The following is a 16,458-nucleotide window of genomic DNA, read 5'->3' on the forward strand; positions in this document are numbered from 1 at the left end:
TCTTCCACGCCCCCCCTGTCCGTGTCGTTGGCCTCGCTCCCCCCCCCCCCCCCCCCCCCCCCCGGAGCGCCTCGGTCAGCTCGGGCGCGGTGACCGGGTCGGCCATCGCGGTGAGGATCCGGCGGGGCGGGGTGAACGGCTCCCGGGCGTGCGCGGCGAGCATGTTCTCCACCAGCAGCACGTCGCCGCGCTGCCAGTCGAAGGATCGGGTCTCGGCGGTGTACGCCGCCCGCAGCTCGGCCAGCACCTCGTCGGGGATGGGCGTGCCGTCCCCGTACGCGGTCTGGTAGGGCAGGTCCTCCTCGTCGAGGGCGGCCCGCAGGCCGGCGCTGACGTCGTCGGGCAGGGAGGTGATGTGGAAGAACAAGGCGTGGTTGAACCAGGTCGGCTCCCCGGTGACCGGGTGGCGGCGCACCGCCGGGCGGACCTGCCGGGTGCGCAGCTGCCGGTCGCTGACCCATTCCACGTCGATCAGCGCCCGGGCGCAGTACGCCTCGACGTCCTCGCGTCGTTCGGTCTGGAACGCGGTCTGCCAGGAGAGGCTGATGCCGGGCAGGTAGTTGCGCCGGTAGAGCACCCCGCGCCGCTCGAACTCGGCGACGGTTTCCGGGCGGAGCCGGGCGAGCACCCGGCGGCTGTCGGCCAGCGGGGTGCGCCCGCCGGCGGCCGGCGCCACCTCGCAGTGGAACACGATGCGCAGCGGCCAGTTCACCGTGTACGACTGCTCGTTGTGCAGCACGATCGGTTGGTCGGCGGGGTGCTCGGTGGAGGTGTACACCCCCTCGGTGACCTTGCTGCGCGGTGAGGAGCGTTCGCCGTAGGAGAGCACGTCGTCGGAGAGGGCGGCCATCACGGTGCGGAAGTCGGCGGCGCCGGCCACCGCGAAGCCGCGGAACAGCACGGCTCCGGCGCGGCGGGCCAGCTCGTCGACCTCGTCGCGGTGACCGTCCAGCCAGGCGGCCAGGTCGACGTCGGGCACGTCGGCCCGCACCAGCGCCGGCAGCGGGCCGCCGGGCCAGTCGGGGCGCACGTCCACCAGGTTCCGCTCGCGGCCGCGCCGGGGGATGGCCCGCGCGACCCGGGTCTGCTCACTCATGTTTCGCTCCAAAGGTGTCGGCGAAGTCGGCCAGACTGCGCCGGGGGTCGGCGGCGGCGGTACGCAGCAGCGCGGTGAAGCGGCGGTGCCACGCGACCACCCCGTCGTGGTCGAACAGGTCGGTGCGGTAGGTCCAGAGCGCCTCCAGCCCGTCCCGCCGCTCGTCGAGCCAGAGGGTCAGGTCGAGCCGGGCGGTGTCCGGGGTCAGTTCCACGCCGGTGAACGTCCCGGCCGCGCCGCGGTGCCGGGCGGGCGGGGCGTTCTGCACGCCGAAGGCGACCTGCACCAGCGGGTTGCGGTGCGGCCGGCGGGTGGGCCGCAGCCGCTCCACCAGCCGGTCGAAGGGGACGTCCTGGTGGGCCGCAGCGAACAGGGTGACCCGGCGGGCGTCGTCGAGCAGGTCGGCGAAGCGGCGGCCGGGTGCGGGACGCAGCCGCAGCGGCAGCGTGTTGACGTAGCAGCCGACGCTCTGCTCGGCGGCGACGCTGGTACGGCCGGCGAAGGCGACGCCGATCAGCAGGTCGTGCCGGCCGGTGGCGGTGCCGAGCAGGGTGGCGAAGGCGGCCAGCCCGACCATGTGCAGGCTGACCCGCTCGGCCCGGGCCAGGTCCCGCACGGCGGCGGCGGTGCCGGCGTCCACCCGGGTGCGCAGCGCGGCGCCGGACGGGGCGCCCTGGCCCGGACGCGTGACGCGCGGCGGTGGCTGACCCGGCCGGGGCGGGGCCGGTGGCAGGTCGAGCAGGTCGGGGGCGCCACGCAGCTCGTCCAGCACGTCGGCCACCGCCTGCCGCCCCGCCGGCCCGGCGAGCCAGTCGCGCTGGGCCAGGGCGAGCGTCGCCGGGCCGACCACCGGGGGTTCGGGCGCCGCCGAGCTGTCCGCCCCGATGTCCGCCTCGGTGTCGTACGCGCGGGCCAGGTCCCGCACGATGACGCCGAACGACCAGTCGTCGCAGACGATGTGGTGCACGACCAGCAGCAGCGCCACCGCGCGGCCGGCGTCGTCCGGCACCAGACGGGTGCGCAGCAGCGGGCCGGTGGCCAGGTCCATGGGTGCCCGGGTGGCCTCGGCGGCGAGCCGGGTGAGCCGCGCGTCGAGCGGTGTGCCCGCCCCGGGCGGCGCGACGACCGGCGCCGCGCCGGCGGAGGGGTGGACGTGCTGCACCGGCCCGTCCGGGCCGGAGGGGAACACCGTGCGCAGGGCCGGATGCCGGTCCAGGACCCGGCGCAGCGCCCGTCCCAGCCGTTCCGGGTCCAGCGGCGTGGCGAACCGGATCGCGAAGGCCAGCAGGTAGGAGGTGTCGTCCGGGTCGAGCTGGTGCAGGAACCAGAGCCGGGTCTGCGGGGCGGACAGCGGGGCGGGACCGGCCGGCGCCGGGACGGACGGCTCCCCGGCCGGCGCCGGGACGGCGGTCAGCCCGTCGAGGTGGGCGGCCAACGCGGCGACGGTCGGGTGGGCGAAGAGGTCGCCCGGCCGGACCGGCCGGCCGGTCGCGGCGGCCAGCCGGGTGGCGCAGCGGACCGCGAGCAGGGAGTCGCCGCCGAGGGCGAGGAAGTCGCTGTCGGCGCCGGTGACCGGAACGTTGAGCACCTCGCGCCAGACCGCCGCCACCGCGCCGGCCGTCCCGTGCGGTGGCTCGCCGTCGGGCCCGGCGTCGGGCCCGGCGGCGTCGCTGAAGGTGGGGCCGGGCAGGGCTGAGCGGTCCACCTTGCCGTTGGGCAGGGTGGGCAGCCGGTCCAGCCAGAGCACGGTCGCGGGGACCAGCGGGGCGGGCAGCACCTCGGCGAGCCGGGCCCGGACGTCGTCGCGCCGTTCGCCGACCAGGTAGCCGACCAGCAGCGGGTCGCCGCTCGGTCCTTCCCGCACGGCGGCGCTCGCTTCGCGGACCCCGGGCAGTGCGGCGAGGCGGGCGGAGACCTCACCCAGCTCGATCCGGTGGCCCCGCAGCTTCACCTGGTCGTCGAGCCGGCCCAGGTATGCCAGCTGCCCGTCCGGCCGCAGCCGGACCCGGTCGCCGGTGCGGTACATCCGCTCGGCGGGCCGGAACGGGTCGGGCAGGAACCGGGCCCGGGTCTCCTCCGGCCGGTTGAGATACCCGCGGGCCAGCCCCTCCCCGGCAAGGTACAGCTCGCCCGGGGCGCCCGGCGGGACCGGCTGCCCGTCGGGGTCGAGGACGTAGGACCGGGTCTGCGGCAGCGGGCGGCCGATCGGCGGGTCCCCGCTGTCCGGTGGCACCTCCGCCCAGGTGGAGTAGGTGGTGTCCTCGGACGGGCCGTAGAGGTTGCACAGCCGCCGTACGTGCGGGCGCGACCACACCCGGGCGGCCAGCGCGGCGGTGAGCGGCTCGCCGGCCAGGCAGACCGTGCGCACGCTCTGCGGCAGAGCGTCCGCGGTGAGCAGCTCCCCCATCGCGGAGGGAACGGTGTTGACCAGGGTGACGGGCAGCCGGTCCGCGTCAGGGGCGGCGAGGGCCAGCACGTTGTCGGCGAGCAGCACCCTGCCGCCCCAGCAGAGCGGGGCGAAGATCTCGAAGACGGACAGGTCGAAGCAGACCGAGGTGGCGGCGAGCATGCCGCCCAGTTCGGCGTCGTCGAAGGTCTGCCGGGCCCAGTGCATGAGCACCGACGCCGAGCGGTGTTCGATGGCCACGCCCTTGGGCCGTCCGGTGGAGCCGGAGGTGTAGATGACGTAGGCCAGGTCCGTCGGTGTGGACGGCACCGACGGGTCGGTGCCGTCCCCGGCCGGATCCAGCCGGTCGACCGGGATCGCCGTGCCGGGGAACCGGTCGGCGAGGTCGGAGCGGGTCAGCACCAGCCGTACGCCGGAGTCGGCGGTCATGAAGCCCACCCGGGCCGGCGGGTAGGCCGGGTCCAGCGGGACGTAACAGGCGCCGGCCTTGAGCACGGCGAGCAGGGCGATCACCAGCTCGGGTGTGCGCGGCACGCAGACGCCGACGCGTTCCTCCGCGGTCACCCCGCGCTGGAGCAGCACCCGGGCGAGCCGGTTCGCCGCCTCGTCGAGCTCGCGGTAGGACAGGGTGCGGTCGGCGTGCCGTACCGCCTCCGCGTCGGGGGTCCGGGCGGCCTGCGCGGCGACCATCCGGTGCAGGCAGTCCGCGACAGGCGTCGCACCGGTCGCGCGCCGGTCGGTGGTCCGGCGGGTGGGTCCGGTGGGCCGGGTGGGTGCGCTCATCGGCGTGAGCCTCCGCTCCTGTGCAGCGCGAGCTGGCGGTCGGCCGCTTCCTGCAGGCGTTCCTTGTCGGCCAGGACGATCGTGCCGGGGTCGTTGTCGGGGAGTTCGTCCTCGACGTCGCGGATCGGCCGGTAGGCGATGCCGGCGGCGGCGAGGCCGAGGGAGCAGAGCCCGGCGACGATCGCCGCGAGGGCCATGCCGCGGCCCGGTCCGGTGCCGATGACCGAGGCGAGCACACCGCCGGAGGACACCATCGGGGCGAAGACGTGCTCGGCGAGCGGGCCGCCGCTGAGGAATCCGGCCGGCACCATCAGCCAGGACAGCATCTGGCTCATGGCCAGGACCCGTCCCTGCAGCTCGAGACCCACCTTGGCCTGCACGATGGCCAGCCAGTGCGTGTTCACCAGGGCCGTGGCCAGGCCCATGCCGAACAGGCCGAGGGTCGGGAACAGCGGGCTCGGTCGCAGGCCGACGGTGAGCAGCGACGCGCCGAGAAGCACGACGCCGACCAGGATGCCGGTGGTACGCCGGGGCGTGCCGCCCCACACGCCCATGAGGACAGCGCCGACGAGCATGCCGACCCCGCTCGCGGCGAGCACCCTGCCGAGCGCCGCCGGATCGCCGAACGAGAGGGTCAGCGGGGTGACGAGGACCTCGACCATGGCGAAGAAGTAGTTCAGCGACGCGGTCAGCACGACCAACGCCACCAGGCCGTGCCGGCGGGTGATGAACCGCCAGCCGCCCAGTACCTCCCGCAGGAACGGCTCCTCGCGCTTGACGAACAGGGTGTCCGGGAAGCGGACCGACAGGGCGACGGTGACCGCGCAGGCGAAGGTGAGCAGGTCGATGACGACGATCCCGCGCAGCCCGACCGCGATCACCAGAGCCCCGCCGACCAGCGGCGCCAGCACGGTGCTCGTCGCCGTGGCGAGGGAGACGATGCCGTTGGCGCGCCCGTAGTACCGCTTCGGTACCAGCTGGGTGACGGCCGCCAGGTATGCGGGTTGCTGGAAGGCGGTCGCCACCGCGGTGACGGTGATGGCGGTGAACACGTGCCAGAGCTGGAGCTGACCCAACCACAGGAGCAGGGCGAGGCTCACGGTGCCGGCGGCCGCCAGGGAGTCCGCGAGGATCATGATCAGCCGCCGGTTCCACCGGTCCGCCAGCGCACCCGCGAACGGGGAGAGGACCACGGCGGGCAGCAGCGCCAGGACGGTGGCCGTGGCGAACAGCGAGACCGACCGGGTCTCCTGGTACACCCACAGGCTCATGCCGAAGCCGGTCAGTCCGCTGCCGATGAGCGAGACGAGCTGACCGATCGCGATCAGGTAGAACACGGTCAGGCTGGGCATCGCGCGGCGCGCGGCCGGCCGCTGAACGGCCGGCCGGGACTGAACGGCCGGCTCCTGCCGCGCCACGGACACCGTCGTCGGCCCGGTCGGCTCGGCCGGCTCGGCCGGTGCGGCGCACCTCGCCAGGATGATGCTCGCCAGCTCGTCGGGCTGGTGCTTGGCGAAGTAGTGGCCGGCACCGTCGATGACCTCCAGCGACACCCGGTCGGAGAAGAACTCCCACTCCAGGTACCGCTCCTGGTACAGCTCCGTGGCGCGGTCACCGCTGCCGACGACGCAGACGAGCGGAGCCGCCAGTTTCCGGGTCAGCCCTTCGGCGTAGACATCGGTGTAGTAGTCCTCGCCCATCGCGGAGTCGGCCAGGACCACACGCATGACGAAGTCCTTCTCGTTCTCGTCGAAGACCTCGGTGAAGAAGCCCATCGCGCGCAGCCCTTCGAGGGTCCGCCGTTTCGACGTCCAGCGCTCCGTCGGGAACCAGCGGCGCAGCCAGGAGAACAGCCGGCCGGGCAGTCTCGGGGCCGGGAAGTGGGCGCCGACGACCACACCGGTGAGCTCGGCGCCGGCCGCCTCGAGCCGCCGGCCCAGCTCCACCGCGATGGCGCCGCCCACGCAGTGCCCGTACACCGCGACCGGGCCGCTGATCCCCTCGACGACCTCGGCCACGCAGCGGTCCACCAGCTCGTCCGTGCCCAGCAGGGGCTCGTCCGGGCGGTTCAGGTCATGACCGGGCCGCTCCAGGGCGAACAGCGACACGCCCGGTGGGAGGGCGTCCGCCAGCGGCTGGAAGGTGATCGCGCTGCCGCCGCCGAACGGCACGCACAGCAGCGTCAGCCGCGTCGGCGTCGCCGGTCGGGAAGGGGTCAGCTCGTGCAGCAGCCGTCCGGCGGAACCCCCGGTCACGTCCAGGTGCTCGGTCAACGACCGGATCGTCGGGTGGCGGAACAGGTCCAGGACGCTGATCGCGGGGTCGTTCCCGGCCAGCGCCTTGATGGCCTTGAAGGAGTCGCCGCCGAGGTCGAAGAAGTCGTCGTCGATGCCGACGCTGTCGTAACCGAGCACCGCCGCCCACCGCTCGGCCAGCGCCTTCCGCAGCGGGGTGTCCGCGGCGGTGGCACCGACGCCCGCGCCGCTGCGGCGGGGCGCGGGCAGGGCCGCCCGGTCGACCTTGCGGTTGGCGCTGAGCGGCATCCGGTCGAGCACCACGAAGGCGGACGGCACCATGTAGTCCGGCAGGTAGGTGCGGGCGAAGGCCCGCCACGGCGCCGGGTCGGCGTCGAAGTCGGCCGTGACGGCCGCCCTCGCCGTCTGGTCCGCGGACGCGTCCCCGCCGGGTTCCGCCGCGGTGGTCAGCGTCAGGTAGGCCACGATCGTCTTCTCGCCGTCGTCCTCGCGGACCACGACGGCGGTGTCGCGCACCGACGGGTGGCGGCGCAGCACCGCCTCGATCTCACCGAGTTCGATGCGGAATCCGCGCACCTTCACCTGGGAGTCGCCGCGGCCGACGAACTCGATGCGGCCGTCGGCCAGGTAACGACCGAGGTCGCCGGTGCGGTACAGCCGGCCGCCGCCGAACGGGTCCGGCACGAACCGTTGCGCGGTGAGCTCCGGGTCGCCGTGGTAGCCCCGGGCCAGTCCCGCACCACCGAGGAACAGCTCGCCCACGACGCCCACGGGGACCGGGGACAGCTGCGGGTCGAGCACGTAGACGCGCATGTTGCCGATCGGGCCGCCGATGGTGAGGTGGGTGAAGCCCGGCTCGACGCGTTCCATCGTGCACCACACAGCGGCCTCGGTCGGGCCGTAGAGGTTCCACAACGTGCCGACCCGCTCGGCCAGCCGCCGGGCGAGCGGCGCGGACACCGCCTCGCCGCCGCACACGGCCGTCAGGCCGGGCAGCCCGGTCCAGCCGGACTCGATCAGCAGCCGCCAGGTGGCCGGGGTGCCCTGGGCCAGGGTGACCCCCTCAGCGGCGAGCAGTTCGGCCAGCCGCGTCGCGTCGTAGGCGACGTCGCGACCGACCATCAGCATCCGGGCGCCGACGACGAGGGGCAGGAAGAGTTCCGGCACGGACATGTCGAAGGCGAAACTGGCCATCGCGAGCATCGTGCCGTCGCTGGTCAGACCCGGCCGTTCGCGCATGGCGGCCAGGAGGTTGACGACGGCGCCGTGCGTCACCCGTACGCCCTTGGGGCGTCCCGTCGACCCGGACGTGTAGATCACGTACGCGAGGTCGTCCGGCCCGGCCAGCGGCTCGAGGTCGGTGTCCGGCTCCGGCAGTGCCTCGCCGCCGTGCACCACCTCGCCGGCGTACCCGGAGAACCGGTCGGCGAGGTCCGCCTCGGTGACCAGGACCGCGGCGCCGCTGTGCTCCAGCACGTACCGCTGCCGGTCGATCGGGTAGTCGGGGTCCACCGGGACGTACGCGCCGCCCGCCTTGAGCACGCCGACGAGCGTGACCGGCAGCTCGTGCGAGCGGTTCAGGCAGACGGCGACGGTGACGTCCGGGCCGACGCCGGCCCGGCGGAGCCGGTGGGCCAGCCGGTTGGTCCGGGCGTTGAACTCGGCGTACGTGAGCGTGGTCGCCCCGAACGTCACGGCGGGCCGGTCGGGGTTCGTCGCGACCTGGTGTGCGATCAGCTCGACGAGGGTCGGCACGCGCGGGGCCGGCGTCGCCGCGTCCTGTCCGGACCAGTCCGGTGCGGTGGCGGTGTCGTTCCAAACGGCGACCCTGGCCAGTTCGGCCGGGGTGAGGACGGCCACGTCCGCCAGCCGGACGCCGGGGTCGGCGACGACGGCGGCGAGCAGCGTCTGCAGGTGTCCCATCATCCGCTCGGCGGTCGCCGCGTCGAACAGGCCGATGTTGTACTCCAGCCGGAACCGGAGCCCGTCGTCCACCTCGTAGGCGTACAGGGCCAGGTCCTGCTGGGCGATGCCCGACTCGACGGCGAACGGGACCATCCGCAGCGCGGTCGTCCCCAGGTCCCGTCCGGGCACGTTCACCATGTTGAACATCACCTGGAACAAGGGGTTCCGGCTGAGGTCACGCGGTACGCCGACGAGGTCCACCAGCCGCTCGAACGGCACCTCCTGGTGGTCGTACGCCCCCAGCGCCGTGCGCCGTACCTGCCCGAGCAGCTCCTCGAAGGTCCAGTCGCCGTCGACGACGGTCCGCATCGGCAGCATGTTGACGAAGAAGCCGACCATCGGTTCGAGCTCGGCGTGGACCCGTCCGGCGACCGGGGTGCCGACGCAGATGTCGGCCTGGCCGGTGTAGCGCCAGAGCAGGGCCTTCAGCGCGGCCAGCACCGTCATGGCCAGGGTGGCGCCCCTGGCCTGGCTGAAGCGGCGCAGGTCGTCCGCCGTCTCGGGAGGCAGGACTCGGGTGACGACCGCGCCGTCGAAGGTCTGCACCGGCGGGCGTGGCCGGTCGGCGGGGACTTCCAGGACGCTCGCCACACCGTCGAGCTGCCGGCGCCAGTACCGCATGTCGTCGCTGTCGGTGTCCGCCAGCCGGCCGCGCTGCCAGCGCGCGTAGTCGCCGTACTGGACGGCCAGGTCGGGCAGCGGCGAGGGGCGGCCGTCGACGACGGCGCCGTAGAGCGCGGACAACTCGCCGGCGATGACGCCGAGGGACCATCCGTCGGAGACGCTGTGGTGCATGGTCAGCGACAGCACGTGCCGGTCGCCGGCGATCCGCAGCAGCACGGCCCGGAACAGCGGCCCGCGGGCCAGGTCGAACGGGCGCCGGACGTCGGCGGCCAGGGCCTGGTGGACCCACTGCGGCACCGCGTCGGCGACCGCCGGCTCCACGATGCTGCGCGCACCCGGCGCCGGGGTGTCCGTCTCCGCACCCACCGGCGCGGACACGGTCGGCAGGTCGACCACGCCCGGCGGCAGCACCTCCTGGACCGGGTCGCCGTCGGGGCCGGGCGTGAAGACGGTGCGCAGTGCCTCGTGCCGCCGGACCAGCTCGGCCAGCGCGCCGCGCAGGGCGTCGACGTCGAGGGCGCCGTCCAGCAGCAGCGTGGTGCCGACGGTGTAGGCGTTCTGGTGGTACGCCTGGTCCAGGAACCACAGCCGGTACTGCCCGGAGGACAGCGGTGCCGGTCCGGCGCCGGGGTCGGCGCGAGGGATGACCGGCAGGGCCGGCACGACGGCGGACTCCACGGCCACGGCGGCTGCGGCGCGGGCGGGTGCGGTGCCGGCCGCGGGCAGCGTCGCCGCGATCTCGGCGACCGTCGGCTGCGCGAAGACCGCCTCGAGCGGCAACGCCACACCGAGCCGGGCACGCAGCCGCACGACGAGCTGGGTGGCGAGCAGCGAATGTCCCCCCAGCTCGAAGAAGTTGTCGAGCGCCCCGATCGGCCGGATGCCGAGCAGCTCGCTCCAGATCTCCGCGACGCGCGCCTGCGCGGGTGTGTCCGGAGCGACGTAGGACGTGCTGAGGGCCGGCCGGTTGCCGGCGTCGACGGGCTCGGGCACGTCCGGGCGGGCCGCGGGCGTTGCGCCGTCCAACGGGGCGGGCGCCGTGTCCGCCGCGATCGTCCGCGGCGCCGCGTCCACCCAGTGCCGGTGCCGCTCGAACGGGTACCCGGGCAGAGCCAGGCGGCGGCCCGGGTCACCGCGGAACCGTGTCCAGTCGACCGGTACGCCGGACAGCCACATCCGGCCGACGGCGTCGAGCATCGTGACGAGGTCGTCGGCGTCCTGGCGTGGATGCCGCATCGCCGCCACCACCTGACCGGGCCGCAGGCCGGCCAGTCGCGCCAGGCCGCCGAGGGCGTGCCCGGGGCCCAGCTCCGCGAGGACGACGTCCTGCTCGGCGAGCAGCGCGGCCGACTCGGCGAACCGCACCGGCTCGCGCATGTGCCGCACCCAGTACCCCGCATCGGTGACCTGGCCGGGGGTGACGACGCCGCCGGTCAGGTTGGCCAGGTAGGGGCGCTCGGGTTCCCGGTAGGTGACGCGGCGGGCGTGTTCGGCGAACTCGTCGAGCACCGGGTCGAGCAGGGCGGAGTGATAGCCGCGGGTGACCCGCAGCGGCCGGCAGTCGACCCCGTCGCCGGTCAGCCGCAGGCGGAGTTCCTCGATCGCCCCCGGTTCGCCGGACAGCACGCACAGTTCCGGGGCGTTGACGGCGGCCAGCGAAACCCGGTCGTCCAGCAGCCGGGCCACCGCCGTCTCGGGCAGGCTGACCGCCAGCATCGCCCCGGCCGGGGTCCGCTGGACCAGCTCACCGCGGGCGCACACCAGGCGCAACGCGTCGGCCAGGGAGAAGACCCCGGCGAGGCACGCGGCGACGTACTCGCCGAGGCTGTGCCCCACCATCAGGTCCGGGGTCACGCCGCGGGCGAGCAGCGTCCGGGCGAGGGCGTACTCGGTGACGAACAGCGCGGGCTGGATCAGCCGGGGCTGCCCGAGCAGCCGCTCTGCCCGCTCGTGTCCGCCGGGCTCGGGGCAGAGCAGGGTACGCAGGTCGAGCCGCAGGTCGTCGCGGAGCAGCTCGGCGCATTCGTCCACCACGGCCCGGTAGGTGGGCTCCGCGCGGTACAGGCCGGCGCCCATCGCCACGTGCTGGGCGCCGTGCCCGGGGAAGGCGAACACCAGCGGCCGCCGGCCGCCGGGGTGGATGCCGGTGAACTGCCGCCGCGGCGCGTCGAGGGCCTCGAGGGCGTCGGCGCGGTCCGCGGCGACGAGGAAACGCCGGTGGGTCATCGACTGGCGCCGGCCCAGGTTGGCCGCCGCGTCCCCGAGGTCCACCCCGGGATGCGCGTCCAGCCAGTCGCGGACCTGGCGGGTCTGGCGCGTCAGCGACTCGGCCGACCGGGCCGACACGGCCAGCACCTGCGGCCCGGCGGCTGCCGCGGCCGGCCGCGCGACTGTCGTGGCCGGCGGCTCCTCCAGCACGACGTGGGCGTTCGTGCCGCCCATGCCGAACGAGCTGACGCCGGCCCGGCGGGGGCCGTCGGAGGGCCACGGCTGGGCGGTGTCGTTGAGGTAGAACGGGCTGCCCTCGAAGTCGATCGCCGGGTTGGGCCGGCCGGCGTTGATCGTCGGGGGCAGCGTTCGGCTGTACAGCGCCATGATCGTCTTGATCAGGCCGGCGACGCCGGCCGCGGCGTCGGTGTGCCCGATGTTGGCCTTCACGGAGCCGAGCGCGCAGAAGCCGCGGTCGCCGGTGCCGCGCCGGAACGCCTCCGTCAGGGCGGTCACCTCGATGGGGTCGCCGAGGGTCGTGCCCGTCCCGTGGGCCTCCACGTAGCTCACCGAACGGGCGTCCACGCCGGCCGCGGCCAGCGCACTGCTGACCACTTCGACCTGGCCGTCGACGCCCGGCGCGGTGTACCCGGTGCGGCGGGCCCCGTCGTTGTTGATGGCGGAACCGCGGATCACGGCGTAGATCGTGTCGCCGTCCGCCACGGCGTCCTCGAGCCGCTTGAGCGCGACGATTCCGACACCGCTGGAGGCGATGCTGCCGCGCGCGTCCGCGCTGAACGGGCGGCAGTGCCCGTCCGGGGAGTACACCCCACCGTCGTGGTAGAGGTAGCCGCGCCGCTGGGCGGGGAAGATGCTGACGCCGCCGGCCAGGACCAGGTCGGACTCGCCGGTCAGCAGGCTCTGCCGGCCGAGGTGCACGGCCACCAGCGAGGTCGAACAGGCGGTGGCGACGGTGACGGCGGGGCCGGTGAGGTCGAGCTTGTAGGCGACCCGGCTGAGCAGGAAGTCCTTGTCGTTGTTGATGGACAGCTGGTGCTCGCCGATGGCGCTCATCAGCTCCGGCCTGCCGCTGAGGTGATCGAGGAGGTAGGAGCTGCGGCCTGACCCGGCGAACAGTCCGATCCGGCCGGGATGGCCGGACGGGTCGTAGCCGGCGTGCTCCAGGGCGTGCCAGGCGCATTCGAGCAGGAGCCGGTGCTGCGGGTCGAGGGTCTGCGCCTCGCGGGGCGTGATACCGAAGAAGGCCGCGTCGAACTGGTCGATCCCGGGCAGGTAGGTGCCGGACCGGACGTACCCCGGGTCGTCCAGCCTGCTCGGGTCCGCGCCGTCGGCCAGCATCTCCTCGACGCTGAACTCCTGCACCGACTCCACGCCGGTGCGGATGTTGTGCCAGTACTCGTCGACCGTCCGCGCGCCGGGGAACCGGCAGGCCATGCCGACGACGGCGATCATGCCGCCGGGCAGGCCGGTGCCGTCGCCCGCACCGGCGGACGGCCGTGCGACGCGGGCCGGCGCGGGGCGCGGGGCGACCGGTGCGGTCGTCGTGGCGGTGGTGGCGGTGGTGAGGAACGCCGCCAGGGATTCGACGGTGGGGTTCCGGAACAGGTCCGTGACCGTGAGGACGTCGCCGAGCTGCGTGCGCAGCCGTTCGAGGACGCTCAGCAGGCGCATCGAGTGGCCGCCGAGGTCGAAGAAGTTGTCCCGTACCCCGACCTGGGGCACGCCGAGCACGTCCCGCCACACGTCCACGACCAGCCGCTCGATGCGTATCCGTGCGGAGTCCCACCGCGCCGGGCCCGGGTCGGCGGACGCGGTCACCGGCGCTTCGGGCGCGGACCGCTGCCGCGGCACGGAGGGGGCGGGCAGCGAGGTGGTGTCCACCTTGCCGTTGCCGGTCAGCGGCAGCGCGTCGAGGAAGACGAACGCGGCGGGAACCATGTAGGACGGCAGGTCGGCGGCGAGGGCCGTCCGGAGGACGGCGGTGTCACGGCCGGTGGCCGCCCCGCCCGCCACGTACGCGACGAGCTGCGGGTCGTCGGGGTCGTCCCGGCGCAGCCGCACCGTCACGTCGCTGTCCGGCAGGCGCCGCCGGACGGCCGCCTCGATCTCGCCGCACTCGATACGGTAGCCGCGCAGCTTGACCTGGTTGTCGGTGCGGCCCAGGTATTCGAGGTTTCCGTCGCGGCGCATGCGCACGAGGTCGCCGGTGCGGTACAGCCGCGCGCCGGGGACCGGCGAGAACGGGTCCGCGACGAACCGCTCGTCCGTCAGCTCCGGCTGGTTCAGGTAGCCGCGCGCCAGGCCGGCCCCGCCGATGTACAGCTCTCCTACCACGCCCGCCGGGACCGGGTTCCCCCATGCGTCGAGCACGTACAGCTCGGTGTTGGCGATCGGCCGGCCGATGGGGACGGAGCCGTCGGCCGGTGTGGCCGGGTCGACCTCGTACGTGGCGCAACCGACCACCGTCTCCGTCGGCCCGTACTCGTTGACCAGCGCGGTGGCGGGCGAGTGGGCCCGCCAGGGTGCCACCTGGTCCGCGCGCAGGTTCTCCCCGCCGATGACGAAGCACCGGGTGCGGTCGGCCATCTCGGCGGGGCGGAGCTGGTGGTTGACGAGGTCGAGCTGGGCGGGGGTGATCTTGACCAGTCCGAACGGCTTCCGTTGGCGGCGCAGCGCCTCGCCCAGCGCCTCAGGGCCGAGGTGTTCGCCGATCATCAGGACGGTGGCCCCGCTGACCAGCGGGACCAGCAGGCTCGTGACGGTCAGGTCGAACCCGATCGAGGAGTGCAGCGGGACGGTGTCCTCGGGTTGCAGCCGGTAGGCCTGGGCCGCCCAGCGCACGTAGTTGCACACGCCGCGGTGCGTGACCATGACGCCCTTGGGGTGGCCCGTGGACCCGGAGGTGTAGATGACGTACGCGAGGTCCTCCGGCGACGGCGCCGGCAGTCGCCGCGGCCGGCGCTTCGGCCCGCCGCCCGCGCTGCCGGCCCCGCGACCGGGGTCGGGCGGCGTGACCGGCGTCGCCAGGTCCGGCACCAGCAGCGCCGTGCCGTCCGGCACCAGGTGCGCCAGCTCGGCGCAGGTGAGGACGACCGGGGCGGCCGTGTCGTCGACCATGTACCGCAGCCGGGCGGGCGGGTTGGACGGATCCATGGGTACGTAGGCCGCGCCGGTCTTCAGCACGGCGAGGACCGCCACGGCGAACGGGACCGAGCGCGGCAGGAGCACGCCCGCCAGGCCACCGATGCCGACGCCCCGCTGGCGCAGCGTCTCCGCCAGCGCCTCGGCCCGCGTATGCAGCTCGTGGTATGTCAGCGCGGTCTCGCCGTCGGTCACCGCCACGCCGTCGGGGGTCCGGCGCGCCTGCTGCTCGATCAGCACGTGGACCAGTTCGTCCGGCTCGGCGGGGGTGGCGGTGTGGTTCCACTCCACGACGAACTGCCGGTACTCGCCGGGGGTGAGCATCGCGGCCGAGCCGACCGGCGCGCCGGGGTCGGCCACCAGCGATCGCAGCAGCGTCTGGAAGTGCCCGCCGAGGCGGACCATCGTGTCGTCGTCGAACAGGTCGGTGCGGTACTCCAGCACGGTCCGCACGCCGTCGGCGTTCTCCCGTACCGAGACGGTGAGGTCGAACTTGGCGGTGCTGCCGGGTGTCTCGAGCGGGATGACCTCGAGGTCGTCGAAGCGCGGCGGCGCAGCCTCCCGGCCGTACACGAACATCACCTGGAACAGCGGGGTGAAGCCGGGCCGGCGGGCCGGGCCCAGCGACTCGAGCAACGCCTCGAAGGGAAGCTCCTCGTTGCCCAGGGCCTCGAGAGCGGCGGTACGCACCCGATCGAGCAGCGTCTCGAACGACGGGTTGTCGTCCAGCCGGGCGCGGATGGCAACGGTGTTCAGCAGCATCCCGACGAGTTTCTGCGCCTCGGGCCGCTGCCGGTTGGCCGTGGGCGTGCCCACCACGATGTCGCGCTGTCCCGTCCAGCGCGCCAGCAGCACCTGCACGGCGGCGAGCATGACCATGTACGGGGAGACGCCCACCCGATGGCAGAGCGCCATCAGCGTCTCGGTGGACACGTCCAGCGGGAACGACAGGGTGGACCCCGCGCTGGACGGCACGGTGGGCCGCGGCCCGCGGGTGGGCAGTTCGAGGACGGCGGGTGCGTCCGCGAGCTGGGCGCGCCAGTATTCACGCTGGGCGGCCGCCTCCGCGCCGCTGAGCCAGTCGTGCTGCCACGCCGCGTGGTCGCGGTGGTCGACATCGACCGGGTCGAGGTCCGCCGGCCGCCCCGTGCGGTGTGCGGTGTAGAGCCGTTCCCACTCGCCGAGGAGGATGCCGAGCGACCACTCGTCGACGGCGACGTGGTGCATCGTCAGCAGGAGCACGTGCTCCTCCGGCGCGCAGCGCAGCAGGAGGGCGCGCAGCACCGGTCCGCGGCCCAGGTCCAGCGGGGTGCGCGCCTCGGCGTGGATCCGGGTCTGCACCTCCTGGTCGCGTTGCCACGTGGGCAGCCCGCTCAGGTCGTGCACCCGCAACAGCCCAGGGCGCGGGTCGTGGACCACCTGGACCAGACGCCGCTCGGCACCGTCCGACGCCGCGTCCGACCGCCCGGCCGGGTCGTCCGCCGCCGGGTCGAGGGTGGTGCGCAGGGTCGTGCGCAGGGCGGTGTGCCGGGTCACCAGGGTGTCGAGCGCCGCCGACAACGCCGCCACGTCCAGCGGCCCGTTGAGCCGGTACGCCAGAGGCACCAGGTAGGTGGCGGCCCCGGGGTCGAGGCGGCTCAGATACCACATCTGGCGTTGCGCGTACGAGGCCGCGACCAGGCCGACGGCAGGGGCAGCGGCTTCGGAGCCGACCTGGAGCGGCACGACGGACGTCGCTCGCCGGGACCCCCGGACGCCGGTCGTTGCGTCCGCCTGCTGGATGCGTGTCGTGGCCTTCTCCAACACCCGGCACAGCTCCCTTCCTTCTGCGATGCCGGGCCATGCGGTCCGGCAGGCGCTATTGAAGGTCGCGCGACTTGTGACCGAATTGCAGCGCCATGTCGCCAATCGGACGGCGAATTGCGGCGGCCGGCCGCGGGGTTCGCGTATCGAGAAGG

The 16,458-nt window shown here is 74.4% G+C and carries 3 protein-coding genes (1 of these 3 running past the window's edge); all 3 read right to left on the reverse strand.

What is annotated here, in order from left to right; genetic code table 11:
- Tightly spaced (each overlapping or abutting the next), the 3 genes in view from ACZ6TV_RS30725 to ACZ6TV_RS30735 form a layout consistent with a single transcriptional unit that may run on beyond the window.
- Nucleotides 1–1,096, reverse strand: the 5' portion of a protein-coding gene (locus ACZ6TV_RS30725) for a TauD/TfdA family dioxygenase (RefSeq protein WP_465300777.1). The gene continues 1,091 nt to the left of window position 1, outside the view; 1,096 of the gene's 2,187 nt are visible here — the first part of the coding sequence; its start codon is at nt 1,094–1,096; its stop codon lies beyond the left edge, outside the window.
- The gene (locus ACZ6TV_RS30730; protein ID WP_465300778.1) at nt 1,089–4,286 is read right to left on the reverse strand and encodes an amino acid adenylation domain-containing protein; all 3,198 of its coding nucleotides are present in this window, start codon (nt 4,284–4,286) and stop codon (nt 1,089–1,091) included. The genes ACZ6TV_RS30725 and ACZ6TV_RS30730 overlap by 8 nt, the downstream gene beginning before the upstream one ends.
- On the reverse strand, nt 4,283–16,306 hold the full coding sequence (locus ACZ6TV_RS30735; protein ID WP_465300779.1) for an amino acid adenylation domain-containing protein: 12,024 nt from the start codon (nt 16,304–16,306) through the stop codon (nt 4,283–4,285). The genes ACZ6TV_RS30730 and ACZ6TV_RS30735 overlap by 4 nt, the downstream gene beginning before the upstream one ends.
- Nucleotides 16,307–16,458: the final 152 nt, after the last annotated feature.

This window comes from Dactylosporangium sp. NPDC051087, assembly GCF_055586325.1.

Excerpts from the sequence above, each read along its gene's own strand:
- ACZ6TV_RS30730 (WP_465300778.1), bottom strand. The coding sequence starts at position 4,286 with ATGAGCGCACCCACCCGGCCCACCGGACCCACCCGCCGGACCACCGAC.